The organism is Pseudomonas sp. HP_12 (assembly GCF_055283955.1).
In genome coordinates this window covers 77,040-100,784 of the sequence record NZ_JBTOQG010000061.1, presented here as the reverse complement: position 1 = coordinate 100,784, position 23,745 = coordinate 77,040, and the positions used below count along the sequence as shown (strand labels likewise).

General features: G+C 57.5%; 21 protein-coding genes and 1 pseudogene. 8 read left to right on the top strand and 14 right to left on the bottom strand.

All coding sequences use genetic code 11. The features are described from left to right. Positions 1-277: 277 nt before the first annotated feature. Both ACYASU_RS25450 and ACYASU_RS25445 read left to right on the top strand, forming a co-directional pair. A complete protein-coding gene (locus ACYASU_RS25450; RefSeq protein WP_463584455.1) occupies positions 278-505 on the top strand; it encodes a hypothetical protein in 228 nt (75 codons plus the stop codon). A gap of 350 nt (positions 506-855) precedes the next feature. Next, positions 856-1,593 (top strand): hypothetical protein, encoded by a 738-nt coding sequence (locus tag ACYASU_RS25445; protein ID WP_463584454.1) that lies wholly within the window; start codon positions 856-858, stop codon positions 1,591-1,593. A 10-nt stretch (positions 1,594-1,603) separates the two neighbouring features. Here ACYASU_RS25445 and alaC read toward each other — a convergent pair whose 3' ends face one another. Both alaC and ACYASU_RS25435 read right to left on the bottom strand, forming a co-directional pair. After that, entirely contained in the window at positions 1,604-2,818 is a 1,215-nt protein-coding gene (gene alaC, locus ACYASU_RS25440) for an alanine transaminase (RefSeq protein ID WP_463584453.1), read from the bottom strand. Between the two features lie 270 nt (positions 2,819-3,088). Next, complete coding sequence (locus ACYASU_RS25435) at positions 3,089-3,832, bottom strand: TraX family protein (RefSeq protein WP_346627201.1); 744 nt, start codon at positions 3,830-3,832, stop codon at positions 3,089-3,091. 99 nt (positions 3,833-3,931) lie between these two features. On the opposite strand from ACYASU_RS25435, the gene ACYASU_RS25430 reads away from it, so the two are divergent. Beyond that, positions 3,932-4,972, top strand: a complete 1,041-nt coding sequence (locus ACYASU_RS25430) for a threonine aldolase family protein (protein ID WP_463584452.1) — start codon at positions 3,932-3,934, stop codon at positions 4,970-4,972. A 66-nt stretch (positions 4,973-5,038) separates the two neighbouring features. Here the strand turns inward: ACYASU_RS25430 and ACYASU_RS25425 are convergent, their stop codons facing one another. Beyond that, the gene (locus ACYASU_RS25425; RefSeq protein WP_463584451.1) at positions 5,039-5,341 is read right to left on the bottom strand and encodes a cell division protein ZapA; all 303 of its coding nucleotides are present in this window, start codon (positions 5,339-5,341) and stop codon (positions 5,039-5,041) included. After that, positions 5,338-5,571, bottom strand: coding sequence for a hypothetical protein (locus ACYASU_RS25420; protein ID WP_346630962.1), 234 nt, complete (start codon positions 5,569-5,571; stop codon positions 5,338-5,340). Before ACYASU_RS25420 ends, ACYASU_RS25425 begins: the two co-directional genes overlap by 4 nt. Before the next feature lie 289 nt (positions 5,572-5,860). Between ACYASU_RS25420 and ACYASU_RS25415 the strand changes: the two are divergent. Then, positions 5,861-6,658, top strand: a pseudogene (locus ACYASU_RS25415) (MCP four helix bundle domain-containing protein); the annotation flags it as partial. Continuing rightward, complete coding sequence (locus tag ACYASU_RS25410) at positions 6,641-7,513, top strand: methyl-accepting chemotaxis protein (protein WP_463584546.1); 873 nt, start codon at positions 6,641-6,643, stop codon at positions 7,511-7,513. The pseudogene ACYASU_RS25415 and the gene ACYASU_RS25410, both read left to right, overlap by 18 nt. 75 nt (positions 7,514-7,588) lie before the next feature. Here ACYASU_RS25410 and gbcB read toward each other — a convergent pair whose 3' ends face one another. Next, the gene (gene gbcB, locus ACYASU_RS25405) at positions 7,589-8,689 is read right to left on the bottom strand and encodes a glycine-betaine demethylase subunit GbcB (protein WP_192173177.1); all 1,101 of its coding nucleotides are present in this window, start codon (positions 8,687-8,689) and stop codon (positions 7,589-7,591) included. 329 nt (positions 8,690-9,018) lie between these two features. On the opposite strand from gbcB, the gene gbcA reads away from it, so the two are divergent. The 3 genes from gbcA to ACYASU_RS25390 all read left to right on the top strand — a co-directional run bounded on the left by gbcA (position 9,019) and on the right by ACYASU_RS25390 (position 13,770). Continuing rightward, positions 9,019-10,317 carry a glycine-betaine demethylase subunit GbcA gene (gene gbcA / locus ACYASU_RS25400; protein ID WP_192173178.1) on the top strand — a complete coding sequence of 433 codons (1,299 nt, stop codon included), beginning with the start codon at positions 9,019-9,021 and terminating at the stop codon, positions 10,315-10,317. A 382-nt stretch (positions 10,318-10,699) separates the two neighbouring features. Beyond that, a complete protein-coding gene (locus ACYASU_RS25395) occupies positions 10,700-12,358 on the top strand; it encodes an ATP-binding cassette domain-containing protein (protein ID WP_463584450.1) in 1,659 nt (552 codons plus the stop codon). A gap of 1,097 nt (positions 12,359-13,455) precedes the next feature. Then, positions 13,456-13,770 (top strand): hypothetical protein, encoded by a 315-nt coding sequence (locus ACYASU_RS25390; RefSeq protein WP_463584449.1) that lies wholly within the window; start codon positions 13,456-13,458, stop codon positions 13,768-13,770. A gap of 27 nt (positions 13,771-13,797) precedes the next feature. On the opposite strand, the gene etfB is transcribed toward ACYASU_RS25390, so the two are convergent. From etfB to ACYASU_RS25345, 9 genes are all read right to left on the bottom strand, one after another. Beyond that, on the bottom strand, positions 13,798-14,601 hold the full coding sequence (gene etfB, locus ACYASU_RS25385; protein WP_463584448.1) for an electron transfer flavoprotein subunit beta: 804 nt from the start codon (positions 14,599-14,601) through the stop codon (positions 13,798-13,800). Continuing rightward, positions 14,591-15,811, bottom strand: a complete 1,221-nt coding sequence (gene etfA, locus ACYASU_RS25380; protein WP_463584447.1) for an electron transfer flavoprotein subunit alpha — start codon at positions 15,809-15,811, stop codon at positions 14,591-14,593. Before etfA ends, etfB begins: the two co-directional genes overlap by 11 nt. After that, positions 15,811-17,772, bottom strand: coding sequence for a dimethylglycine demethylation protein DgcB (gene dgcB / locus ACYASU_RS25375; protein WP_463584446.1), 1,962 nt, complete (start codon positions 17,770-17,772; stop codon positions 15,811-15,813). The genes etfA and dgcB overlap by 1 nt, the downstream gene beginning before the upstream one ends. Before the next feature lie 160 nt (positions 17,773-17,932). Further along, positions 17,933-19,993: a dimethylglycine demethylation protein DgcA gene (gene dgcA / locus ACYASU_RS25370; protein ID WP_463584445.1), complete on the bottom strand. Its 2,061-nt coding sequence runs from the start codon at positions 19,991-19,993 to the stop codon at positions 17,933-17,935. Between the two features lie 15 nt (positions 19,994-20,008). After that, entirely contained in the window at positions 20,009-20,539 is a 531-nt protein-coding gene (locus ACYASU_RS25365) for a 4-vinyl reductase (protein WP_122536464.1), read from the bottom strand. Between the two features lie 88 nt (positions 20,540-20,627). Further along, positions 20,628-21,605, bottom strand: coding sequence for a dipeptidase (locus ACYASU_RS25360; RefSeq protein ID WP_074886739.1), 978 nt, complete (start codon positions 21,603-21,605; stop codon positions 20,628-20,630). 209 nt (positions 21,606-21,814) lie between these two features. After that, the gene (locus ACYASU_RS25355; protein WP_463584444.1) at positions 21,815-22,282 is read right to left on the bottom strand and encodes a hypothetical protein; all 468 of its coding nucleotides are present in this window, start codon (positions 22,280-22,282) and stop codon (positions 21,815-21,817) included. 129 nt (positions 22,283-22,411) lie between these two features. After that, on the bottom strand, positions 22,412-22,789 hold the full coding sequence (locus ACYASU_RS25350) for a hypothetical protein (protein ID WP_108121072.1): 378 nt from the start codon (positions 22,787-22,789) through the stop codon (positions 22,412-22,414). Continuing rightward, positions 22,786-23,745: a hypothetical protein gene (locus ACYASU_RS25345; protein ID WP_463584443.1), complete on the bottom strand. Its 960-nt coding sequence runs from the start codon at positions 23,743-23,745 to the stop codon at positions 22,786-22,788. The genes ACYASU_RS25350 and ACYASU_RS25345 overlap by 4 nt, the downstream gene beginning before the upstream one ends.

The window sequence follows — 23,745 nt, the reverse complement described above, 5'->3', positions numbered from 1 at the left end:
TCAACACGGGAGAGTGCTTATAATCCGATCAATGGCTATATAAACTGTCATTTCTGACAGTAGTCACATCACTAATACCAGCATAGAGTTGATTAGCAGTTCAGGGATTAATCCGTCATTCAAGGAGACAAACGCTAATTGAGGATTGGTAGCATTTTTGCTGCTGCTCCAGCTTTTCGTCATAACAAGCTCATCCTGCTACAACGGGGTGCATTTGAAGATAATCCGGCAACTCTCATACCAATGAAATAAGTTTATTGTCAAAAGGATAAATAACATGGCTGATATCGCTGCGAAAATCTATGTACAAGATGATTATAAAGGAGAGATCCCCTTGGAAGACTGGGCGTTTGCGGCGCTCAGCAAAGGTGACCTGCTGACAGTTTCCATGGTGGGTCCCACCGCTTACGAGGTCGCACACAAAGCAATGACTCACACATGGCATGACGCTACCCCTATTACGCTACAGTGCTCTTTATACTTAAAGTTACCTACATCCAGTTGAAAGTGCCGGAGAGTGAGCATGATCGACCTGCCGATATTATCAGGCAGAACGAGTGCGCGCCTATAGACGGGACGGCCCCTACGGGAGGGGCCGTCTAGTCATAGAAGATGTTTTTTCCAAAAAAATCTTGGCTTGTGCCCCGTAGGAATCTTGTTGGAATCACCTCAATAAGACCGACTTGGAGGGCAAAAACCCATCGGACCTGAACATCCCGCGAATCCTCGGCACGCCGCAACACCTCAGGCCAATGGGCACGGGGACTGTCAAAACTGACAGTATTCAAATAGCAATGACGGGCTTACTTTTGAGCCAACGGAACGGCTGACAGCCACTCACTCAAGGGAATGATCATGGGCACAATCGCAAGGTCGCATACGCTAACTCCGCAGTTATGGAAAAAGCTAAGGGGGAAAAACGTCTGTCGGCAGGGACCCGCTACGGAGCTGCTGCTCTTTCTGACTCAAGGCGTGTTTCATACGGTGGATATAGAAGGCTCGGTCAAACTGAGGATTATTCGGGAACTGAGCGAGTCTGAGGCGCTGCTTGCCGTCTACGTCGAAGATTCGGATGTAGTTCTTTCGTCCACTGTTTCAGTGAGTGACGCCAGGCTTTATGCCACCCCCCAAGACATCGTTCACCAGGACGGCGGTTACTATTCGGTCATTCTCAAGATCATTTCCTATCCGAACGCTGAGCTGGTCGCCGACATCTATCTATGGGAAATACCACCCATCGCGGCACCGCAGTCTGTCGAATCGGATCTTGCGCTGTACCTTCCCAAAGGCTCGACTTTTCACGCAAGCCCCTCTGAAGAAGACATTGTGATGGACAGGACTTTCAGAGTGTCTGAAGACCGCCAAGTCTCGGTCAACATTCGCACCGTTGAAGGGCGCAGCTACTCAACAACCGCCACGGAAGCCGAAGCAATCCGATGTGCCGCGCCCGGCGATTACTATGTAGAAAGCGGTTCCAACGAGCTGTCGGTCGTTTATGGCATCACCACACATCCCGAATCAGCGTCATCGCCGATCCTCAAGCGTATGCCGCTGCCGGATGTGCCGAGGTCAGGTCATGACCTCGGCAAATGAGTGACGACCGTCAGGCTTTTTGCGTAACCAATCCGTCAGCCCGGAACATGCTGCGAATACCCCGCACGGCCTGACGGATGCGGTCCTGATTCTCGATCAGCGCAAAGCGAACGTGGTCATCGCCGTATTCACCAAAACCGACACCAGGCGACACGCAGACTTTGGCTTCGGCGAGCAGTTTCTTGGCGAATTCCAGCGATCCCAGGTGTGCGTAAGCCTCGGGTATCTTGGCCCAGACGTACATCGACGCTTTCGGGTTTTCGACCATCCAGCCCAGTTCGTGCAGGCCTTTAACCAGCACGTTACGGCGCTGGCGGTACTGCTCGGCGATGTCGAGCACGCATTGCTGATCACCTTCCAGCGCGGCGATGGCGGCCACTTGCAGCGGCGTGAACGTGCCGTAGTCGTGGTAGCTCTTGATCCGCGCGAGGGCGTTGACCAGCTCGGGATTGCCGACCATGAAGCCAATCCGCCAGCCCGCCATGTTGTAACTCTTGGACAGGGTGAAGAATTCGACGGCGATGTCCTTGGCGCTCGGCACCTGCATGATCGACGGGGCTTTCCAGCCGTCGTAGACGATGTCGGCGTAGGCCAGGTCGTGAACCACCAGCACGTCGTACTGTTTGGCGAGGGCAACGACGCGCTCAAAGAAATCCAGCTCGACACATTGGGCGGTCGGGTTGGACGGGAAACCCAGGATCATCATTTTCGGCTTGGGGATCGAACCGCGAATGGCTTTTTCCAGTTCAGCGAAAAAGTCCACGCCTGGCACCAGTGGCACGGAGCGCACCTGAGCGCCGGCGATAACGGCACCATAGATGTGAATCGGGTAACTGGGGTTCGGCACCAGAACGGTGTCGCCCTGATCCAGCGTGGCGAGCATCAAATGCGCCAGGCCCTCTTTGGAACCGATGGTGACGATAGCTTCGTCTTCGGGATCGATGTCCACGTCGTAGCGTTTTTTGTACCAGCTGGAAATCGCCCGACGCAGACGCGGGATGCCACGCGAAGTCGAGTAGCCGTGAGTGTCTTCACGTTGGGCGACGGTGACCAGTTTCTCGACAATGTGCGGCGGCGTTGCCCCATCAGGGTTGCCCATGCTCAGGTCGATGATGTCCTCACCACGACGACGCGCAGCCATTTTCAGCTCGGCGGTGATGTTGAACACGTAAGGGGGGAGTCGATCGATGCGCGCGAAACGGCGCGGCGAACCTTGGTCTGCCATGGAAACCTCTGAAGACGTAAGCGCCCGGAACCGTCCGAGCGACGCTGGCCACTGCGGTGGCCTGAGGCGGAAGATACGGGCGGGGACGGCGGTTTGTCTACAGCGAAACCGCGAAATCGACGGCGCTCTCACAGGCCTCTTCTCGGCTGAAGCCGGTCCCACTGAAGATATGCGCGCGGTCAGTAGGACCGGCTTTAGCCGGGCAGGCGTCGGAGGTCGGAACGCAAAACCAAGGGCATACACGCTGAATACCTGTCTGCCACATCACCGTCATTCGATGATCTGCCGCAGTCCAAACAACAGCAAAAAATGCACTGGATAAATCAGGTACGCCCACCGCCGCATCGGCCACACTCCGAATGCCGGGCGCCCGCGCAGAATCGCTAACCCCAACAGTGGCGCCAGCAAACAGGCCACCAGCGCGCCGATGGAAATCGGGTCGCCCCATAGCATGCCGTCGATAATCTTCGGCCACTCGTTGCTCAATAAACAGACGATCCCCGGCACAATCGCCAGCCATATGGAAGTGCGCAGCACGAGCACAAACGCCAGAGGCAGCAACACCCCGTACATGCCGAACATCAATTGCGACCCAAACAGAACACCCATCGCCAGGGCAGCGATACCCAAGACCCTCGCCGGCCATGAGCGACTCAATCCACCCTGCGCGACCAGCAAACCCAAAGCCAGCGTAGGCAGCACATTGAGCGTGGTGACCTCACCGGCCATGTAAATCCGGTATGGCAGCTCCGCGACCACGGAAAACACCGCCAGCCACGTCAGGTATTTCCACTTGATCGAAGCCTCCACATCGTGCCGGCCAGTGCGTACGACGTTGACCGCGATCGCCAGGCAAAACCACGGGAACGCCAGACGCCCCGGCACGTACAGCCAATTGGCGTGCCAGCCGACATAGCGCAGGTGATCCATCACCATGCTTAGCATCGCCAGCCACTTGAGCAGGTCCAGCGCGCGATTCCGCCCGGGTGTGGTCATTGATTTCGGTTCGCTCATATTGCTTCGCTGTCTGGCTGAATTTTCTGACGCAAGAATGCATGACCAAACCGATCAACTTTGGTTACAGTCGCAGCCTTCGATTACAGGGAAGCGGCCATGTCAGACCAAAGCCAGCAGTTTGCCAGCGACAACTATTCGGGAATCTGCCCGGAAGCGTGGGCGGCCATGGAGCAAGCCAACCACGGGCACCAGCGTGCCTATGGCGACGACCAATGGACAGCGCGCGCGGCCGATCAATTCCGTCAGTTGTTCGAAACAGACTGCGAGGTGTTTTTCGCCTTCAACGGCACGGCGGCCAACTCCCTGGCGCTGTCATCGCTCTGCCAGAGTTACCACAGCGTCATCTGCTCGGAAACCGCCCACGTCGAAACGGACGAATGCGGCGCACCGGAATTCTTCTCCAACGGCTCCAAACTGCTGACCGCACGCAGCGAGAACGGCAAGCTGACGCCTGATTCCATTCGGGAAGTCGCGCTCAAACGCGCCGATATCCACTATCCAAAACCCCGCGTCGTCACGCTGACCCAGGCCACGGAAGTGGGCAGTGTGTATCAGCCGGAAGAGCTCAAAGCCATCAGCGAGACCTGCAAGGAGCTGGGCCTGAACCTGCACATGGACGGCGCCCGCTTTGCCAATGCCTGTGCGTTTCTCGATTGCTCGCCTGCCGAGCTGACCTGGAAGGCTGGCGTTGACGTACTGTGCTTCGGCGGCACCAAAAACGGCATGGCAGTGGGCGAGGCGATTCTGTTCTTCAACCACAAGCTCGCTGAAGACTTCGACTACCGCTGCAAGCAGGCCGGTCAACTGGCCTCGAAGATGCGCTTCTTATCAGCGCCTTGGGTGGGTTTGCTGGAAAACGACGCCTGGCTCAAGCACGCACGCCACGCCAACAGCTGCGCGCAGTTGCTGGCGGATCTGGTGAAAGATATTCCGGGCGTTGAATTGATGTTTCCGGTGCAGGCCAACGGCGTGTTCCTGCAACTGTCGGAAGCGGCCATTGCTGCGTTGACCGCGAGGGGCTGGCGCTTCTACACCTTCATCGGCAACGGCGGCGCGCGCTTCATGTGCTCATGGGACACCGAAGAAGCCCGGGTGCGGGAACTGGCAGCGGACATTCGGTTGGTGATGGGGAGCTGAAAGCGGCTTACTCGTCACTGGTAGGTGCAGCCCATCCGCAGCCTGCAGATGGACTGAACCGGTGCCTCACCCCTGAGCAATAACCTTCTCGATCACCTCGACCGTAGCGCTGACCTTGTCTTCATAACGGCTAAGCGCTTCGGCGTGTTGCTGCTTGAGTTCGATCTGCTTCGAGCAGAGATTCAGCGCCGCCAGCACCAGCAGACGATCGCCGATCAGCGTCGGGTAACTGCGCTTGGTTTCGAACAATGCCGATTTCAGCATCGACACGGCATCCATAAGGGTCTGCTCTTGGCCGGCAGGTGCCTTGATCGTGTAGTCGTTGCCAAGGATGGAAATAACCTTGGCGCCGTCCTGATCCATGATCATGCGTCAACCGCGCTGGCACTGGTGGCGCGGTCAACCAGCGCCTGAATGCGCGCAGCCGTCGCACCCTGTTTCTCTTCTTGCTCCATCAGACTCAACTGCAGACTGTCGTTGTCATCCCTGGCTTGCTTCAACTCTTCGGCGAGTTGTGCGTTCGTGTTCTGCAGCTCCTGATTGTGCTGTACCAGGTCACTGACGAGCTTTTCCAACTGGCTTAGGGATGTTTCCAACATTTTGATATCTCAGGCAAATTTCAAAGGGCGCGTACGATAAAGAAAAGTCACTTTAGCTACCAGTGAAATCAGGGCATCCAAGCCGCTACACCGACCAACAAGTATCTCTACAACTCTATTCCGCAAACGCATAACGGCCCTGATTGACTACGTTTTTACGGTCTTGTTCCTGCTGTTCGTCAGATCACCCGGCTGCGACATAACCGCGCAGCGCAGAGGAGCCGCATCAAGTCGCCGTAAAGACGACCGATAAACCGTGCATCTCTGCCCCTTCTCTCTTTCGCCTCGCATGGATCGCGGCCTCTCTGGAACCGTAATGTCCCTACGTAATTTGAATATAGCGCCCCGCGCTTTTCTCGGATTTGCCGTCATCGGCCTCCTGATGCTGATTCTGGGCGTGTTCGCTCTGTCGCAAATGAACAAAATCAACAACGCCAACGTTGCCATGGCCAGCAAAAGCATGCCGAGCATCAAGGCGCTGGATAAATTGACCGAAGGCAGCATTCGCCTGCGTGTTCTGTCCTATCGCCTAATGCTCAACCGCGACCCCGACACGCTGCAGAAAACCACTGAATTGTTTGCCATGCGCAACAAGCAGATCGACGACGCCCGGACAATCTACGCCAAGATGATTTCCGCGCCCGAAGAGCAGTCGGCCTACGACCAGTACGTCAAGTTGCTCAACGACTACCGCCAGCTTGAAAGCCGTATGAAGACGCTGAGTCAGGCCAACGATATGACCGAGCTGACCCGCCTGCTCAGCGCCGATCTGCAGACCAACTCGGACCAGATGAATGTGGTGCTGGCCAAGCTGATTGAGATGAACACCCAACAGGTCAATGAAGCCAGTGCGACGGCCACTCAACAGTACTCGACGGCTTTCACGATGGTCGTCACGCTGCTGATCATTGCCACCGTGCTGACCTTGCTGTTCGCCTGGCTGCTGACCAACAGCATCACCCGCCCTATCGCATCGGCATTGAACGCTGCCGAGGACATTGCCGAAGGCGACCTGACGCGCACCATCACGGTGGACGGTACTGACGAAGCGGGCCGCTTGCTGGCTGCAATGTTGAAGATGCAGTCCAGGCTGCGCGACACCCTGCAGCGCATTTCCGGTTCGGCCACACAGCTTGCTTCGGCCGCCGAAGAGCTGAACGCAGTCACTGACGAAAGCGCCCGTGGCCTGTCCCAGCAGAACAACGAAATCGAACAGGCTGCCACTGCGGTCAACCAGATGACCAGTGCCGTGGAAGAAGTCGCACGCAATGCGGTGAGCACCTCGGAAGCGTCGAAAAATGCCACCACCTCCGCCAGCGATGGCCGTGACCTGGTGCAGGAAACCGTCAGCGCCATCGAACGCATGAGCACTGACGTACAGAGCACATCCACGCTGATCGGCAATCTGGCGGACGAGTCCCGTGACATCGGCAAGGTGCTGGATGTGATTCGCGGACTGGCGGATCAGACCAACCTGCTGGCCCTCAACGCCGCCATCGAAGCTGCCCGCGCGGGTGAAGCCGGTCGCGGGTTTGCCGTGGTCGCAGACGAAGTTCGCGCCCTCGCCCACCGCACCCAGCAATCGACCAGCGAAATCGAGCGTATGATCGGCAGCATTCAGGGCGGCACCGAACAGGCCGTGAACTCCATGCGCAGCAGCACCGAGCGTGCGGAATCCACCCTGAACATCGCCAAGGGCGCCGGCCTTGCGCTGGACACCATTAACAGCGCCGTTGTGGAAATCAACGAACGCAACCTGGTCATCGCCAGCGCGGCGGAAGAACAAGCCCAAGTCGCACGGGAAGTGGACCGCAACCTGGTCAACATCCGTGACCTGTCGACCCAGTCAGCGACCGGGGCGAATCAGACCAGCGCTGCCAGCAACGAGCTGTCGCGTCTGGCTGTTGACCTGAACGGGATGGTTGCGCGGTTCAAAGTTTAAAAGACGTTGCAGAGCCGACTCGAAACCGGGTCGGCTCATCAAGACGCGGGGAGAGGTCGACGCCCGCTGCAGACCTCAATACTCAATCCGCACATCTCCCTTCGGCACGCTGCAGCAAGCCAGGATGTAGCCTTCGTCCACGTCGTCATCGGTGATGCCGCCGTTGTGCTCCATCTCGACCTCCCCGCTCAGTTTCATCACCTTGCACGTCCCGCAGATGCCCATGCCGCACGCTTTGGGAATCATCAGGCCGAGCTTGGCAGCCGCTGCATGGACGGTTTCCCCAGGTGCTACGCGGATGCTCTTGCCGGTGTCAGTGAATTCAACCTGATTCAATTCAGCAACATCCAGGTCCGGCGCATCGGCGGCCTGTTCGGCGTGCTCCACGGCGTCGGCGCGGGCTTCCGGTGGCGTCGCGCCAAACGACTCTTCGTGGTACTGCGCCATGTTGAAACCGTTGGCTTCAAGCAACCGCTTGACCGCGCTCATGTACGGCGTCGGCCCGCAGCAGAACACTTCCCGCTCCATGAAATCCGGGGCCATCAGTTCGAGCATCTTCTGATTCAGATAACCGCGATAACCCGCCCACGGCTCACCCAGCCCGTGCTTTTCACAAACGATGTGCAGGGCGAAGTTATTGATTCGCGACGCCATCTGTTCCAGTTCGCGGTGGTAGATGATGTCTTTGGGTGAGCGGGAACTGTGCACGAAGACCATGTCGACGTTGGCGTTGGTGTCGTAGTACCAACGCGCCATGGACATGACCGGCGTGATGCCGACGCCGCCGCTGAGGTAGAGGATTTTCGGATTGGGGAAGTCGATGGCGTTGAACAGACCCACCGGGCCGTGCACCGCCAGCTCCTGACCTTCGTGCAACGTGTCATGCAGCCAGTTTGAAACCTTGCCCCCGGGCACGCGCTTGATGGTAATGGAGAAGCTGTACGGCACCGAGGGTGAACTGGAGATGGTGTACGAGCGCATGATCGGCGCGCCGTCGATTTCCAGCTCCAGGGTGACGAACTGGCCGGGCTTGAAGAAGAACAGAATCGGCTGATCGGCCATGAAGCAGAACGTACGCACGTCCCAGGTTTCCTGGATCACTTTGACGACCCGCACCAGATGGCGGCCGTTGGCCCACGTCTGGGTATTGACCGGGCTGAGGAAACTCTGGGACATACTCACTCTCCACGGCCGACGGTCGGCCTCTTATGGTGGCGATTCTGCGTAACGCGCGAGCCGCCTATTTACCTATCAGCGACATTCACATACTTATGGCGACCAGCCCCGGTCTATAGGGGTCGGGCCGTCGGAAACGGATTCGGCCATGTCGCCCATGGATAAGGTTCAGGTCGCGCCCGGCTCCACACTCGCCATCAATTCATTACAGATTCTTTATCCATCGGCCTGAGCGTCAGAAATCACTGCCGCCTCGCGTGCTTCGCTACACACCCACCGTATCAGCCACATTCGTAGACTGCGCAAAGCGCGGCCTGAGGACTTGAAAGATGGACGTCACCGCAACTCTGAGCTTGGGCGATCCGCTGGAACCTGCGCGCAAGGCGACTGCCGAGATGCTGCATACCCGCGAGCGGACTTACTCGCTGCCGCAGCCTTTCTACAGCGATGAGCGGCTGTTTGAAATCGACATGCAGGAAATCTTTCAGAAAGAGTGGCTGATCGCGGGCATGACCTGCGAAGTGCCGGCGAAGGGCAACTTCCTCACCCTTCAAATTGGCAAAAACCCGATCCTGGTCGTGCGCGCGCCGGACGGATCGATCAATGCATTCCATAACGTCTGCCGCCACCGCGGCTCTCGCCTGTGCACCAAGGAAAAAGGCAAGGTCGCCAAACTGGTTTGCCCTTACCACCAGTGGACGTACGAACTCGACGGGCGCCTGCTGTACGCGGGGACCGAGATGGGTGCGGACTTCGACATGAAGCAGTTCGGCCTCAAGCCGGTGCACTGCAAGGTCGCGGGCGGGTACATCTTCATCAGCATGGCGAGCAATCCGCCTGCCATCGACGCGTTCCTGCAGACGCTGAACCACTATATGGAACCGTACGACATGGAAAACACCAAGGTGGCGGTGCAAACCACCTTGATTGAAAAAGCCAACTGGAAGCTGGTGCTGGAAAACAACCGCGAGTGCTACCACTGCAATGCGTCGCACCCCGAACTGCTGAACACCTTGCTGGAGTGGGACGACGTCACTGACCCGCGCGCCGACCAGGCCTTCAAGGACCACGTTGCTGCATCCGCCGCCGCCTGGGAAGCGGAAAAGATTCCCTTCGCCCACGCCAGCTTTGGCCTGCGCAACCGCATCGTGCGCATGCCGCTGCTCAAAGGCACTGTTTCGATGACGATGGACGGCAAGCAGGGCAGCAAAAAACTGATGGGGCGCATCCAGAACCCGGACCTGGGCTCGATGCGCATCCTGCACCTGCCTCACTCCTGGAACCACTGCATGGGCGACCACGTAATCGTGTTCACCGTGTGGCCGGTCAGCGCACAGGAGACCATGGTCACTACCAAATGGCTGGTGCACAAGGACGCCGTCGAAGGCGTGGACTACGACGTCGCGCGCCTGCGTGAAGTCTGGGACGCCACCAACGACCAGGACCGCCGTCTGGCTGAAGAAAATCAGCGCGGCATCAACTCCGTTGCTTACCAGCCGGGGCCGTATTCGAAGACCTACGAGTTCGGCGTGGTGAATTTCATCGACTGGTACAGCGCCAAATTGCTGGAAAACATGGGCGCGGAACCGGCTTCGTATTTGAAGGGCGTGGCGGTTAACCACGAGTAGGGTTTTACCTGTCGGATTTGGACTGACACCTTCGCGGGCAACCGCGTTTCTACAGACATTCGAGCTGTAGAAGGGCGCTTGCCCGCGATGCGTTTTTTTGGGGGTGGAATGAGCGGAAGTTTGAGTAAGGGCTCAGCAGGGTGCTCGCAGCAGCTGTGTCTAGTCAGCCCGAATTTCCTACACCGAAGCGTTAATCAATTCAGAGACTTATGCAGGTCAGCCTACAACACAGCCGAAGCAGCCTACAGAACGACCAGAAGTTTCACCTCAGCAATCTATGTGAATGACGATCAACGCCTGCTATCAGTACAGCACTCGCAACGAATGACGGGCCGTTTGAAAACGCTCATCACGACGTGTGCTTCCTGAGGTAAATATGCGGATGATGGAATTTATCATTGAAACACTAAGCTCCAGGAAAAGACTGTTCATAAGCGCCACCGCACTTACCGTTCTATTGAAGCTGTCCACCCTAGCGCCAGCCCTGTTGCTGGGGAAGATTATTGATAACCTCTCTGTCGCAGAAGATGTCGCTTCACTCACCCTTAGCGATTTACTGATTGTTCTTTGTGGCGCTGTGCTGCTGCAGTCCGTGTTGCACCCGCTTCAGACTTATCAACTGGTGAAGCTCGTGCAGACAACCCTGGCAGACCTCTCCACCGAATGGTCTGAAAAAATACTGGGCGAAGAGTTTGAGCAATTTTCGTCCCTCCGGATTGGCGGCCTCATCAAATCCGTGGAGCGAGGAATAACTGCCCACGAGAAGTTTCTGATTTTTTTCATCACATCAGGGTTCCCGCTGCTGATTGAACTGGCTTTGATCGCGATCATCTTTGCCTACTTGGGCGGCGCACTGATGTTCACCACCCTGCTGGGTATTTCTGTCGGCTACATACTGCTATACCACCAGCTGATCTGCTGGCGGCGTCCTTATCTGGTTGCCGTCAATGATGAAGAAGACAGGGTGTCGTCCAGGCTATTCGAAACCCTGCAAGCCGGCAAAATCCTGAAGCTCGAACAGGCTTGCGGCCTCGCCATGAAGCCGCTTCGTCAGAGCTACACGGAGTACGCACATGCGGCAACACGAGTGGCAAGTACCGGTGCCGTTCTCAGCTCGATCAAAGTGTTGTACATCGGGCTGTCCACGGCCGGGCTGCTTGCCTGGGGCGTCAGTGACCAGGCTTCCCTATCCCCACGTTTGTCTGTTGGGGAACTGGTCGCGGTGTTTTCGCTGGCGGGCATGTTTCTCAGTAATTGCAGCGCTTTGGCAGAGGCCTATCGGGCACTGGATCAGTTTTCGGTAGACAGACAGAGGCTTCTGCAAATCTTGTCACTGGAGGATCTTGTAGAGGTACCGCAAGAACCTTTACCTGAACCTTTATCAAGACTGGAATTGGTCGCAGTTACTCAGGTAACGAACTGTACGCTGCATTTCACACCTGACCAATCCGTTGCGATCATCGGGCCCAGTGGTGCCGGCAAAAGCACGCTTTTAGACACGATGGCCGGAACGTTGAAAACACTCCGGCACGCCCTTTCGATAAATGGCAGGACATTAAGAGGGTGCGACATTCAGACGTATCTGGATCGGGTCCGCTACTGTCCTCAAGACCCAGTGTTTCTTGAAGGCACATTCAAACACTCTGTGCTCTTCGATCAACCCATGTCAGACCACCTCCCCCGAATCCTTGACGATCTTGGCGTGGCACACCTGGCCGCCTACCGATCGATAGCTGAAGGCGCAGTAAACATTTCCGGAGGCGAAGCAAAGCGACTTTCACTGCTCCGGCTAATCAATCGCCCTGGAGATTTCAACTTGTTCGACGAGCCAACATCGGCTCTGGATCAGGAAACTGCCTTGGGTGTGTGGAGCACTCTGTTCGAGCACTTCCATAAAAGGGGGCTGGTTTGCGCTACCCACGACATGACTGCGCTGTCCCGTTTTGATCGTGTGATTGTGTTGAAAAACGGCGAAGTCATTGCAGACGGCCCCTGGAGCGAATTGCAAAACGACGGGGTCGTTGCGCAGGCGCTGGCGTAGATACGAGGCTGTTGAACCAAACGGCGAGGCTCCTCACCTCCGTGCCGATTGAGGAGATTTACAACGCCATCAGGTTTGAGGATTTGGGGGTATTAGCGCGATTCAATGCCGCTTCGTGATTATTGAGCGGGAATCGTTGATCATTTTTTGAGCATATCGCTCAACGCGCCGGATTCAGGGGCCCAACCCTGACCGCGAACATGTTATCCACAGAAGCACCAACAGCCTGTGTGCGTAAGTCTGCCCATCGCTGTGGAAAAGCGTGCAATGGGCGTGATAATGACGGTCAGAGACGCAAACGGAGGCGCTAGAGCTGTTATTGGTTAAAATTTGACCATAACTCTACAGACCACGGAATACAGGGGCTACAGCGGATCACAAACATCTTATCCACACGCCCGCACACAGAGAATGTGGGTAAGAACACGGATCGCGAGGCCTGGCTTGTGGAAAAAACCTATAAGAATCCGGGGGATAGAGCGATCAAAAATTGACCACCTGCTTGAAAGCCACAGTCAACATGGTGTGTAGCAATGGCCGAACAGTTTATCCACAGGCGGATCAACAGCGATTGTGGGTAATACCGAACTTACAAACCGAATCAGACGCGTCTGACATTCATATCTTTTTTTGAGCGTTAGACTGCCGCCCATCATCGATTTGGAGTGGCCAAGAATGACATCAAGAGTCCGGTTTTCTGAGCAGGTTGTCGTACGGGCAAACGCTCAGCTCATAGAACAACGCGGACGGCCCACCCGTCTTCCGCGGGAGCTGCTGGGTATCGTGACCTACAGACCCCGAACGCTTCAGGAGATTAAAAGCGCATTCGCCTCCGCCTACGCAAAAATGCAGCGAACCTGATGACCATGGCGAGAGGAGGCTACAACTACATCTACAAGGAACTGGTCGCTGACGAGAGCGACATTCTGGGCAAACTCGCTTATTCGAGCTACAAGCGGCAGAAAATCGAGTAGATCCAGGCTTTCATCGCGAAGCACGGAGAGGATCCGAAAGACTCCGATCTAGCGGCTTTCCATGACATCAGCAACAACGCTTCGCAGCTGGATGTTTACAGAAACCAGGCGGCCCAGTTGGCAGTGAGTTTTCTGGAAACATCATTCGCGAATGAAGCAAAAGAGCTTGAGGAGCTGTACTCAGCCAAGGCGAATAACGAGATCCGATCATTCAGACCCGGATTCTGGTCAGGTGTGTCTCAAAGCGTCGTTGGCTCAGGCTGTTTCGTCCTGCTGGTTGGGTGCTTGGTGTTCTTTACCTGGAGCCTCAAACAAGGACCTCGGCAGGTCATTGAACACGTTTTCGATGTGGCGATTATTGATGTCCCATTAGCGGAGCAAGCCGTTGAAAGCCGGTTGTCCGAGGAATCACCTCCAAATGAAAAAGGCGCCACTTAGGACGCCTTCCTCAATGCTGAAACCCACTCAGCGAACCACCCCCTCCTCCACCAACAATTTCAAAATCGCCGCAGCCCCCTCCTGAGCAGTCACCCCTTTGAGCACCTGCCCACCGCCTCCGCTCGCTTTCGCCGTGGCGGCTTTCATACGATCAGCGCCGCTTTTCGCTTTGATGACCTTCAAGCGTTTTGGCCGAGGTTTCGCGGGCGTCAGCTCTGCGCCGGTGAATACTTCGTCGATGACCACCTCGATCTCTTCTACATCCAGCAGACCCCGTTGCGCCGGGCCGTAAGCGCTTTGCCGCGGTTTCGGGGCGGCGTTATCCACAGTCGCCAGAAACGGCAATCGGACCTTGAGTCGCCGGCGCTGACCACGCGGGAGCGCCTGCAGCACCTGGGCGCTGCCGTTGCTCATGGACTCGACCTCGGCCAGGCCCATCACCAGCGGCCAGCCGAGCGTTTCAGCCAGCAAATACGGGAGCATGCCGGACCCTTCGCCCGTCTCGGCCTGACTGCCGGTCAGTACCAGTTGCACGCCCGACTCGCGAATGTAATCCGTCAGCCCGGGCAATGCGTCCGCACCCGGCGGCTGAGCCAGCACATGAAGCTCATCTACGCCCATCCCCAAATAGCCACGTAATGCGGGTTCTTCGGCATCACCCGCATGTAATACGTGCAAGTTATCCCCAGCCAGTTGCAAACCCAGCTCAACGGCACGGGCATCCTGCTCGGCACGACGCAGCCGTCCCGACGTCGGGTGCGCACCGACGGAGACCAGGCTGATTACGTGCAGCGCACCTTTATCCACAGAGACCTCCATTTCAGGCTGCATCGCGCTTCGCCCCATTCCGGTAACTGTCAACCACTTCAATCAGCGCTTCGAGAATGGCAGAGCTTTCGCCGATCACGGACAAATCGGCCCGCTTGATCATGTCGCAGGTCGGATCGAGGTTGATCGCCACGACCTTGTCGCAGGCGCCAATGCCCTGCAAATGCTGGATCGCGCCGGAAATCCCTACCGCCACGTACACCCGGGCAGTGACCCAAGTGCCCGACGCACCGACTTGGCGATCCCGGGTCATGAAGCCATCGTCGACGGCCACACGGGAAGCGCCTTCAGTTGCGCCCAGCGCGACGGCGGTGCGGTGAAACAGCGACCAATCCTTGACCCCGTTACCACCCGAAAATATGAATTCAGCTTCGGACATGGGGATAAGTGCCGGATCGACCGCCACAGCGCCAAGGTCTTCGATGCGCGGCAAGCTGCGCGCGACAGCTGTGGATAACTCGACGGGCAGTACTTCGTGCCGGGTCTCACTGACCGGTTCGGCGCATTCCGCCTGGGCGAGGATCAAGCGTGACACGGGACGCAACAGGTCTTGCGCACCAGCGCCTGCACGACCGATGCACTGTCCGCCAGCCACTTGCCAGACGCGTGTCGACGGTCGCTCACCCAGACTGGCAGCAAAACGGCGACCCAATTCTCCCCCGCCGTTTCGGCTGTCAGGCAGCAACCAGTGATGGGGGTCGAACTGGTTATCCACAGCCCGCAAACCTTGCACACGTTGCTCGGGGGAATAGCCAGTGAACGCATTGCCTTCCAATATCAACAGACGATCGACGCCAGCGGTGTCGAACGCCGTCTCTTTGTGCTCGCCAAAAATCACCGCCAGGACGGCGCCCTCGTTGCCCGCCAGCCCATGGGCCAAGCCCAGCAGGTCTCGGTCGTGGCTGCTCAAACGGCCACCGACCATGTCGGGCACCACAGCGATGTAGAAGGCTGGCGTCGCAATCCGATGCAGCGGCAATTGCACGTCCACCGATGCCGAGCGTTTGACCGCGCCGCCTTGCTGCGCCCCGCTTCGGTCGATGCGTTTGACGCCGTTGGGACCGATAAAACCGACGCCATGCACGTTTTTACGAAGCACACCGTTGGGGCCCATCCAGCTGGTTTGAGTCGGCTGCATGGCCGCGTGCAGCGGATGCAACCGGTTTCGCGCAATCCATTCAGCGCGTGGGTCGCGTCGGAAAATGTCGCTCATCAATGCGCCTCCGCAGGTTCACGTCGGGCCGCTGCCGGTTTTACAGGTGCGGTTTCCTCAAGCAGTGCATCAGCAACGAGTTCGGCGATGTCCTTGATCATCGGTCGCGGCTCGACCACGCCTTCGAGCATCGCGGTGCACTGCGGACAACCCACGGCCACCAGCTCAGCGCCGGTCTCGCGGATGTCATCCATGCGCATGTCAGGGATCCGCTGCTTGCCCGGAATGTCGGTGATCGGCGCGCCGCCACCGCCGCCGCAGCAACGTGAGCGGAACCCGGACCGCACCATTTCCTTGACCTCGACGCCCAGCGCACGCAGCACATCACGCGGCGCCTGGTATTCGCCGTTGTATCGGCCGAGGTAGCAAGGATCGTGATAGGTGACGCTGGCGCCTTTGTGCTGACCCAGATTCAATGCGCCGTCGCCGATCAGCTCGGCAAGATATGTGCTGTGATGCTGTACGACGTAGTGACCGTCGAACGCACCGTATTCGTTTTTCAGAACATGAAAGCTGTGCGGGTCGCAGGTGACGATGCGCTTGAAGTCGTACTGGGCCAGCGTCTGAATATTGCGTCTGGCGAGCATCTGAAAGGTAGCTTCATCGCCCAGACGACGGGCCACATCGCCGCTGTCGCGCTCTTCCAGACCCAGCACGGCGAAGTCGACGTTTGCGGCTTTCAGCACTTTGACGAACGCGCGCAAGGTGCGCTGATTGCGCATGTCGAACGCGCCATCGCCGACCCAGAACAGGACCTCCACGGTTTTCTTGTGGCTCATGACGTCAAGGTTCAGGTCTGCCGCCCAATTCATGCGTCCGCCCGGAGCGAAGCCGCCCGGGTTGTCCGTCGCGATGAGGTTTTCCAGGACCTCGGCGCCCTTGTTGGGGGTAGCGCCTTTTTCAAGGGTCAGATGACGGCGCATGTCGACAATCGCGTCCACGTGCTCGATCATCATCGGGCACTCTTCCACGCAGGCCCGGCAGGTCGTGCACGACCACAGGGTGTCGGCGTCGACCAGCCCGTTGACGATGGGTTGATGGGGATTGCCGCCATGCTCGCCGATAGGCTTGCCCTGGCCGTCGAGGGACGGGTAAGGGCTGCCGGCGAAATGGGCATCGGTGCCGCCCGCCAGCCCGACGACCATGTCTTGGATCAGTTTTTTCGGGTTCAGCGGCTGGCCGGCAGCGAAGGCCGGGCACGCGGCTTCACACTTGCCGCACTGCACGCAGGCGTCAAAACCGAGCAGCTGATTCCAGGTGAAGTCCCTGGGTTTCTCCACGCCCAGCGGCGCGGTTTTGTCCGTCAGATCGAGGGGTTTCAGCCCCGTAGAGCGGCCACCGCCGAAGCGCTCCGGCCGGCGGTGCCACGCCAGGTGCAACGCGCCAGCGAAGGCGTGTTTCATCGGGCCGCCCCAGGTCATCCCGAGGAACAATTCGCACACACCCCACAGCACACCGATGCCCAGAATGATCGCCAGCAACCAACCGCCGAAGTTCGCCGGCAGCACGCCCGCAACGGGCAACGTGACGATAAAGAACGAACCCGAGAACGCCAGCAGGCTTTTCGGCAGGCGCATCCACGGGCCTTTCGACAACCGGCTTGGCGGGTGAAGACGACGCAGGTACATGAAGATTGCGCCCACAAACATCACCGCCGACATCAGCAACAGCGCGTAGCCGAGGATGCGGTTATGCAAGCCGAAGCCGTGCACCAGAATCGCAAGGATGACGGACGCAACCGCGCCGCCCGCCGTGGCTACGTGGGTGTTGGCGATGTATTTGTCCCGCGCGACTACGTGGTGCAGATCGACCATGTAGCGCTTGGGCATCGCCAGCAATCCGCCGAGCAGGTCGACCTTGGCGGCACGCCCGTTGCGCCACAGGCTCACCCGCCGCAGCGCGCCAAGGACCGCGAGGCCCAGGGCAGCGAAAAGCAGGATGGGAAGGAGGGTGTTTAACATGTGGAGCTCCCAAAGACTCAGGGTCTTGCAGGTCGGGATGCCTGACTCGTTTCCCGTGGGGCGAGCTTGCTGGCGAAGCCCTGCTGACATTCAACATGGATGTCGACAGACCGGCCGCTTTCGCGAGCAAGCTCACTCCTACAGGGTTGTGTGCCGGCCGCTAGAAATCCTTGCACAGCCTGAGTGCGTCATAGATCGCCGCATGGGTATTGCGTTGAGCCACGCAATCGCCAATGCGGAACAGCAGATACCCGTCACCCGGCTGACTCAACGACGGCTGCGGCTGAATCGCGAACAGGGCGTCGATGTCGATCTGGCCTTTGTTGCGCGAACCTTCCTTCATCCCGTAGTAGAGCGCTTCGTCAGGACGCACGCCGTTCTCGACCACCACTTGATCGACTACCCGCTCCTCTTTGGCGCCGGTGTATTCGTTCTCCAGCACCGCGACCAGCTTGTCGCCCTCGCGGTAGACCTTTTCCAGCATCATGTCGCCGGTCATGATCACTTCTTTGGGGTACATGCTGCGGTAGTAGGTCGGGAACGACGTACCACCGATGGCAACGCCAGGCTTGATATCGTCAGTAACGATCTCGACCTGGCAGCCTTTGTCCGCCAGGAAGTCGGCCGTGGACATCCCGGTGAACTCGCAAATGGTGTCGTAGACCAGCACGTTCTTGCCCGGCGCAACTTTGCCGTCGAGGATGTCCCAACTGCTGACGACCAACCCTTCGGCCGCGCCCCAATGCTCGTTCTGCTCAATGAACGGATGACCGCCCACCGCCAGCACCACCACATCAGGCCGCAGATCCATGATGGTCGCGATATCTGCCGTCGTGCCCAAACGCAGATCGACTTTCAAACGCGCCAGCTCCAGCTGAAACCAGCGAGTGATGCCAGCGATCTGATCGCGCTGCGGTGCTTTCGACGCCGTGGTGATCTGTCCGCCGATGGCGTCTTTCTTCTCGAACAAGGTCACGTCATGGCCCCGCTCGGCCGAGACGCGCGCCGCTTCCATCCCCGCGGGCCCTGCGCCGACGATCACCACCTTGCGCTTCACGCCGCTGGTCTTTTCGATGATGTGCGGCACGCCCATGTATTCGCGGGACGTCGCGGCGTTCTGAATGCACAGCACATCCAAACCCTGGTACTGACGGTCGATGCAGTAGTTGGCACCGACGCACTGACGAATCTGATCGACCTGGCCCATTTTGATCTTGGTGATCAGATGCGGGTCGGCGATGTGCGCGCGGGTCATGCCGACCATGTCGACGTAGCCGCCTTCGAGAATACGGGTCGCCTGATTCGGGTCCTTGATGTTCTGCGCGTGCAGCACTGGCGCCTTGACCACTTCCTTGATGCCGGCCGCCAGATGCAGGAATGGCTCCGGTGGATAACTCATGTTCGGGATGACGTTGGCGAGGGTGTTGTGGGTATCGCACCCCGAACCCACGACCCCGATGAAGTCGATCATGCCGGTCTGGTCGTAATACTTGGCGATCTCTTTCATGTCCTCGTGGCTCAAGCCATCCGGGTGAAATTCGTCGCCGCAGATACGCAGGCCCACGCAGAAGTCTGGACCGACTTCCTTGCGCACAGCCTTGATCACTTCCAGGCCGAAACGCATGCGGTTCTCGAAGCTGCCACCCCACTCATCAATTCGCTTGTTGACGCGCGGGCTCCAGAACTGGTCAATCATGTGCTGGTGCACGGCGGACAACTCAACGCCGTCCAGACCACCGGCCTTGGCCCGTGCCGCCGCGCTGGCGTAGTTGCCGATCACGCGCCAGATTTCTTCCGGCTCGATGGTCTTGCAGGTCGCGCGGTGTACCGGCTCGCGGATGCCCGAAGGCGACAGCAGCGTTGGCCAATGATCGCCGTCCCAGCGGGAGCGACGGCCCATGTGGGTAATCTGGATCATAATCTTGGCGCCGTGCTTGTGCATGGCGTCAGCGAGGTTCTGGAAGTGCGGAATGATCTTGTCGGTCGCCAGGTTGACCGATTTCCACCAGCCCTGCGGGCTGTCGATGGCCACGCTGGACGAGCCGCCGCAAATGGCCAGACCGATGCCGCCCTTGGCTTTCTCCTCGTAGTACTTCACGTAGCGGTCGGTGGTCATGCCGCCGTCGGTGGCGTAGACCTCGGCGTGCGCGGTACTCAATACGCGGTTGCGTATGGTCAATTTACCGATCTGAATCGGTTGAAACATCGCTTCGAAAGCCATGACGGAAACCTCGACTTACAACGGCTTGACGACAAACAGGCCGTCGTCGTGGCCTTCTTCCGATCCGCCGTAAACCTGCTCGGCCACGGTGCGGATGTTGCTGCCGCTGGCTTCAAGGACTTGGTCCATGGCGCCCGCGAACCAACCGGTGAACATGTAATCGACCTTGCGACCCACTTTGCCGTAGACGTAAACGAAGGCCGAGTGCTCGAGCTTGACGCTGGCAGTGCCTTTTTCCAGATCGATGTCCTGAATTTTGAACAGCCCCCAACCGCGCTGGGACAGACGATTCATGTAGTGCTCGAACACCGCAACGCCTTCGATGCCGTGGCATTCGGCTTCTTTCTCGCACCAGTGCCAGGCGGACTTGTAACCGGCCTTGTAGAGGATGTCGGCATACGCCTCGGCGCCCAGCACTTCTTCGATGCCCATGTGGTTGTTGACGAAGAAATGGCGCGGCACGTACAGCATCGGCAGGGCGTCGGAGGTCCAGACACCGGTCTCGCTGTCGACTTCGATTGGCAATTGCGGGGCGATCTTGGCCATGGAAACTTAACTCCGGAAAATTCGTGTGGAAGCCCTCTCCGCGATGGGAGAGGGAAAGATTCTGTGTTCGGCGAGTGAATCCGGAGGCTTATTCGCCCCAGACATCGCCCAGGATGCGTACCCAGTTTTCGCCCATGATCTTGCGCACCACGCGCTCGGAGTGGCCGCGTTTAAGCAGGGTTTCGGTGAGGTTCGGGAATTCGCCGACGGTGCGGATGCCCAGCGGGTTGATGATCTTGCCGAAGTTGGTCAAACGGCGGGCGTAGCCTTTGTCGTGGGTCAGGTATTCGAAAAATTCCTGACCGTGACCCTGGGTGAAGTCAGTGCCGATGCCGATGGCGTCTTCGCCGACGATGTTCATCACGTACTCGATGGCTTCGGCGTAATCGTCGATGGTCGAATCGATACCCTTGGCCAGAAACGGCGCAAACATGGTCACGCCAACAAAGCCGCCGTGATCGGCGATGAACTTCAGCTCGGCGTCGGATTTGTTGCGAGGGTGTTCTTTGAGGCCCGAAGGCAGGCAGTGGGAGTAGGTCACTGGCTTCTTCGATTCGAGGATGACCTCCTCGGAGGTCTTGGAGCCGACATGGGAGAGATCGCACATGACGCCGACGCGATTCATTTCCGCGACGATTTCACGACCGAAACCCGACAGGCCGCCGTCGCGCTCATAGCAGCCGGTGCCCACCAGATTCTGGGTGTTGTAGCACATCTGCACGATGCCCACGCCCAGCTGCTTGAAGATCTCAACGTAGCCGATCTGGTCCTCGTAAGCATGGGCATTCTGGAAGCCGAACAGAATGCCGGTCTTGCCCAGCTCCTTGGCCTTGCGGATGTCGGCCGTGTTGCGCACCTGTATCACCAGGTCGCTGTTTTCACGAATCAGTTTCTGGCTGGAGGCAATGCTGTTAACGGTCTGCTGAAAACCTTCCCACACCGAAACTGTGCAGTTGGCCATGGTCAGGCCGCCCTTGCGCATGTCCTCGAACAGTTCACGGTTCCATTTGGCAATGATCAACCCGTCAATGACGATGCTGTCGGCGTGTAATTCGGCTGGGCTCATCAGGCGGTCCCCTGGGGTTCTTTAATGGCCGGAAGGTCTGCCGGCACTTTGGGGTCAGCATATGCCTGAGGGTCGGAGGAGCCGGGTGCAAAAACGACAGGGGAATTGCCGAAAGCGTCAAGAAACGACAAAGGGCATAGGCATGACGACGCAGCAGGTCCTCACGATGATGCAGCCATTCAGGCAGGGGGGGCGCTCTGGGGCGGAATTCAGAAGTCGGGAAGATACGCCCAAACAAAAAAAACGAGGGTGACTAACGTCGTCAATGTGACTAGAGCCACCTGAGCCAACATCATGTATTTGAATTTTTTTGGGAATGTATCGACCTGCTCCAAGTCGATGGCGCCCAGTTTCAGGAACATTTGGGGCCGAAGGAACATCGCGCTTACGATGGCTAATTTTCTGATATCTCCTAGAAACCCGGTCCCGTTCTGGAACAAACTAGAGTCCGTGACCGCTAAACAGTTATCCAGTGATTTATTGATCTTGTTTCGCAGATACAACGTTATCAACACCGTATACAACAGAGTAACTACGAAAAGGATACACATCGTCAAAACGATAAAGTCATGATCCGCAGAATGAATGGCGCCACCATGACGATAGTGTCCGCTTCTAATTATCATAATGACCTCCGGGCCGATCGCAAAAAAGCTGCCAGCTACTAATAGCTTCACGCACCCTGCAAATACAACCAAAATACTTATATGCTTACATTAATGATGCCACCCTTTGAAAATAGCTCTCACCAGCGTCGGCTGCTATTTCGGTGCCAATGGAGATATTCTTCAAAGCATATGAAGTCGTTAGAAATCATAAAAGTAGAGCCAGGCACGAAACACCAACATGGCCGTAAAAAAAATGATATTTAGAAAAAACGGCACCACGATCAATAGTTTCCATTTTTTTGGAAAGTCCACTACCTGCCGAACATCAATGACTCCTCGCTTGAGGAACAGCTTAGGGAAAATTAAGATACACGCCACAGTGCCTACCCTATAGACATCTCCGATAAATCCCAAGCCACCAAAAGTGGCCTTGATATCTACAATTATGGAACATCGAGAAAGACGGCTGTCCACCTCGTCCCTTACCCACCAGGTGATGAATAGCAGCACCAATAAGTTCAGGATTCCAGGGATCATTATCGAAGTTGCAACTAGGCCAGGTACGATATCTTTCATTGAGAGACCTCATAGAGTAACTCGCCCGTCATCTCGCCTCCCTTACCTCCTATCTCGCCCCCCAACCAACCCAATATCCCAGCAGTGATGACACCGCAGGCGAGTGCACCCGGACCTGTTGTAAGCCCCAACCCGGTAACGCAAATCACAGTAGCCACTCCCGCGCCGGCCGCAGCGCCCCCCAAATTACCAACCAGCTTACTCCCCTCAACATACTTCGCCTTCGTACACTCATCCTCCCGGCCCGTCGAGCAAGCCGTCTTGATATCAACCGCCGTCGAAGCTGTATCGAGAACTATCCCCACATAAGCTCCTCTTTTTATTAGCTTCGCCGCTTTGGCAACGCCGCTCGTTTTTTCGGCGTAGTGTCTGATCTCGCCAGTGTGCAGGTAGCTTTTAGTTGAGATCCCCAGCATTCGCCGGATTGAGCCTGTGTTCCGCAGTCCTGCTCCCAGACTAAGAAAGCCTTTCAGCAGCTTTTCGAGTTTGTCGAAAAGCTGGCGGCGTTTGGTATAGAACAGATTTCGTTCGATCAGGGTTCCCGAGGCCATGTGTTGCTTATGCAGGGCATCGATGCTGTCGAGCGTGGTCTTGATCTGCTCCAGATGCTTTTCCCAAGCGTCAGCAGCCATTCCGATACCGATTGAGGTATTGCCAAGTATCCGCGTGATGAGTTCGTGGTTGGCCACGATGAAGTCGTCGCCTCCTGCGTCGTTATCGATGAGGCCCTGATGGGTCATCGTAGCAAGCCTCATGAGTTCGGCTTCTTCAGACGTGCACGCGGAGGTTGAATCATCGGGGACGATGACGATTTCTCCCGCCGCTACGGTGGAATTGCGGATGTGGGCATTAAGCACATCGAATTTATCAGCCGCGCGGCGTCCCAAGGGCAGTTTTGCCTTGATAGAAAAATAGGTCTGCATCTGATCATTGATGAAGCTGTAAGGCCGCGACAT

What these genes read in the sequence shown, in the direction of transcription:
- ACYASU_RS25450 (WP_463584455.1), top strand. Translation starts at nt 278, where the DNA reads ATGGCTGATATCGCTGCGAAAATCTATGTACAAGATGATTATAAAGGA.
- ACYASU_RS25445 (WP_463584454.1), top strand. Translation starts at nt 856, where the DNA reads ATGGGCACAATCGCAAGGTCGCATACGCTAACTCCGCAGTTATGGAAA.
- alaC (WP_463584453.1), bottom strand. Translation starts at nt 2,818, where the DNA reads ATGGCAGACCAAGGTTCGCCGCGCCGTTTCGCGCGCATCGATCGACTC.
- ACYASU_RS25435 (WP_346627201.1), bottom strand. Translation starts at nt 3,832, where the DNA reads ATGAGCGAACCGAAATCAATGACCACACCCGGGCGGAATCGCGCGCTG.
- ACYASU_RS25430 (WP_463584452.1), top strand. Translation starts at nt 3,932, where the DNA reads ATGTCAGACCAAAGCCAGCAGTTTGCCAGCGACAACTATTCGGGAATC.
- ACYASU_RS25425 (WP_463584451.1), bottom strand. Translation starts at nt 5,341, where the DNA reads ATGATCATGGATCAGGACGGCGCCAAGGTTATTTCCATCCTTGGCAAC.
- ACYASU_RS25420 (WP_346630962.1), bottom strand. Translation starts at nt 5,571, where the DNA reads ATGTTGGAAACATCCCTAAGCCAGTTGGAAAAGCTCGTCAGTGACCTG.
- ACYASU_RS25410 (WP_463584546.1), top strand. Translation starts at nt 6,641, where the DNA reads ATGTTGAAGATGCAGTCCAGGCTGCGCGACACCCTGCAGCGCATTTCC.
- gbcB (WP_192173177.1), bottom strand. Translation starts at nt 8,689, where the DNA reads ATGTCCCAGAGTTTCCTCAGCCCGGTCAATACCCAGACGTGGGCCAAC.
- gbcA (WP_192173178.1), top strand. Translation starts at nt 9,019, where the DNA reads ATGGACGTCACCGCAACTCTGAGCTTGGGCGATCCGCTGGAACCTGCG.
- ACYASU_RS25395 (WP_463584450.1), top strand. Translation starts at nt 10,700, where the DNA reads ATGATGGAATTTATCATTGAAACACTAAGCTCCAGGAAAAGACTGTTC.
- etfB (WP_463584448.1), bottom strand. Translation starts at nt 14,601, where the DNA reads ATGCAGCCTGAAATGGAGGTCTCTGTGGATAAAGGTGCGCTGCACGTA.
- etfA (WP_463584447.1), bottom strand. Translation starts at nt 15,811, where the DNA reads ATGAGCGACATTTTCCGACGCGACCCACGCGCTGAATGGATTGCGCGA.
- dgcB (WP_463584446.1), bottom strand. Translation starts at nt 17,772, where the DNA reads ATGTTAAACACCCTCCTTCCCATCCTGCTTTTCGCTGCCCTGGGCCTC.
- dgcA (WP_463584445.1), bottom strand. Translation starts at nt 19,993, where the DNA reads ATGGCTTTCGAAGCGATGTTTCAACCGATTCAGATCGGTAAATTGACC.
- ACYASU_RS25365 (WP_122536464.1), bottom strand. Translation starts at nt 20,539, where the DNA reads ATGGCCAAGATCGCCCCGCAATTGCCAATCGAAGTCGACAGCGAGACC.
- ACYASU_RS25360 (WP_074886739.1), bottom strand. Translation starts at nt 21,605, where the DNA reads ATGAGCCCAGCCGAATTACACGCCGACAGCATCGTCATTGACGGGTTG.
- ACYASU_RS25350 (WP_108121072.1), bottom strand. Translation starts at nt 22,789, where the DNA reads ATGAAAGATATCGTACCTGGCCTAGTTGCAACTTCGATAATGATCCCT.
- ACYASU_RS25345 (WP_463584443.1), bottom strand. Translation starts at nt 23,745, where the DNA reads ATGTCGCGGCCTTACAGCTTCATCAATGATCAGATGCAGACCTATTTT.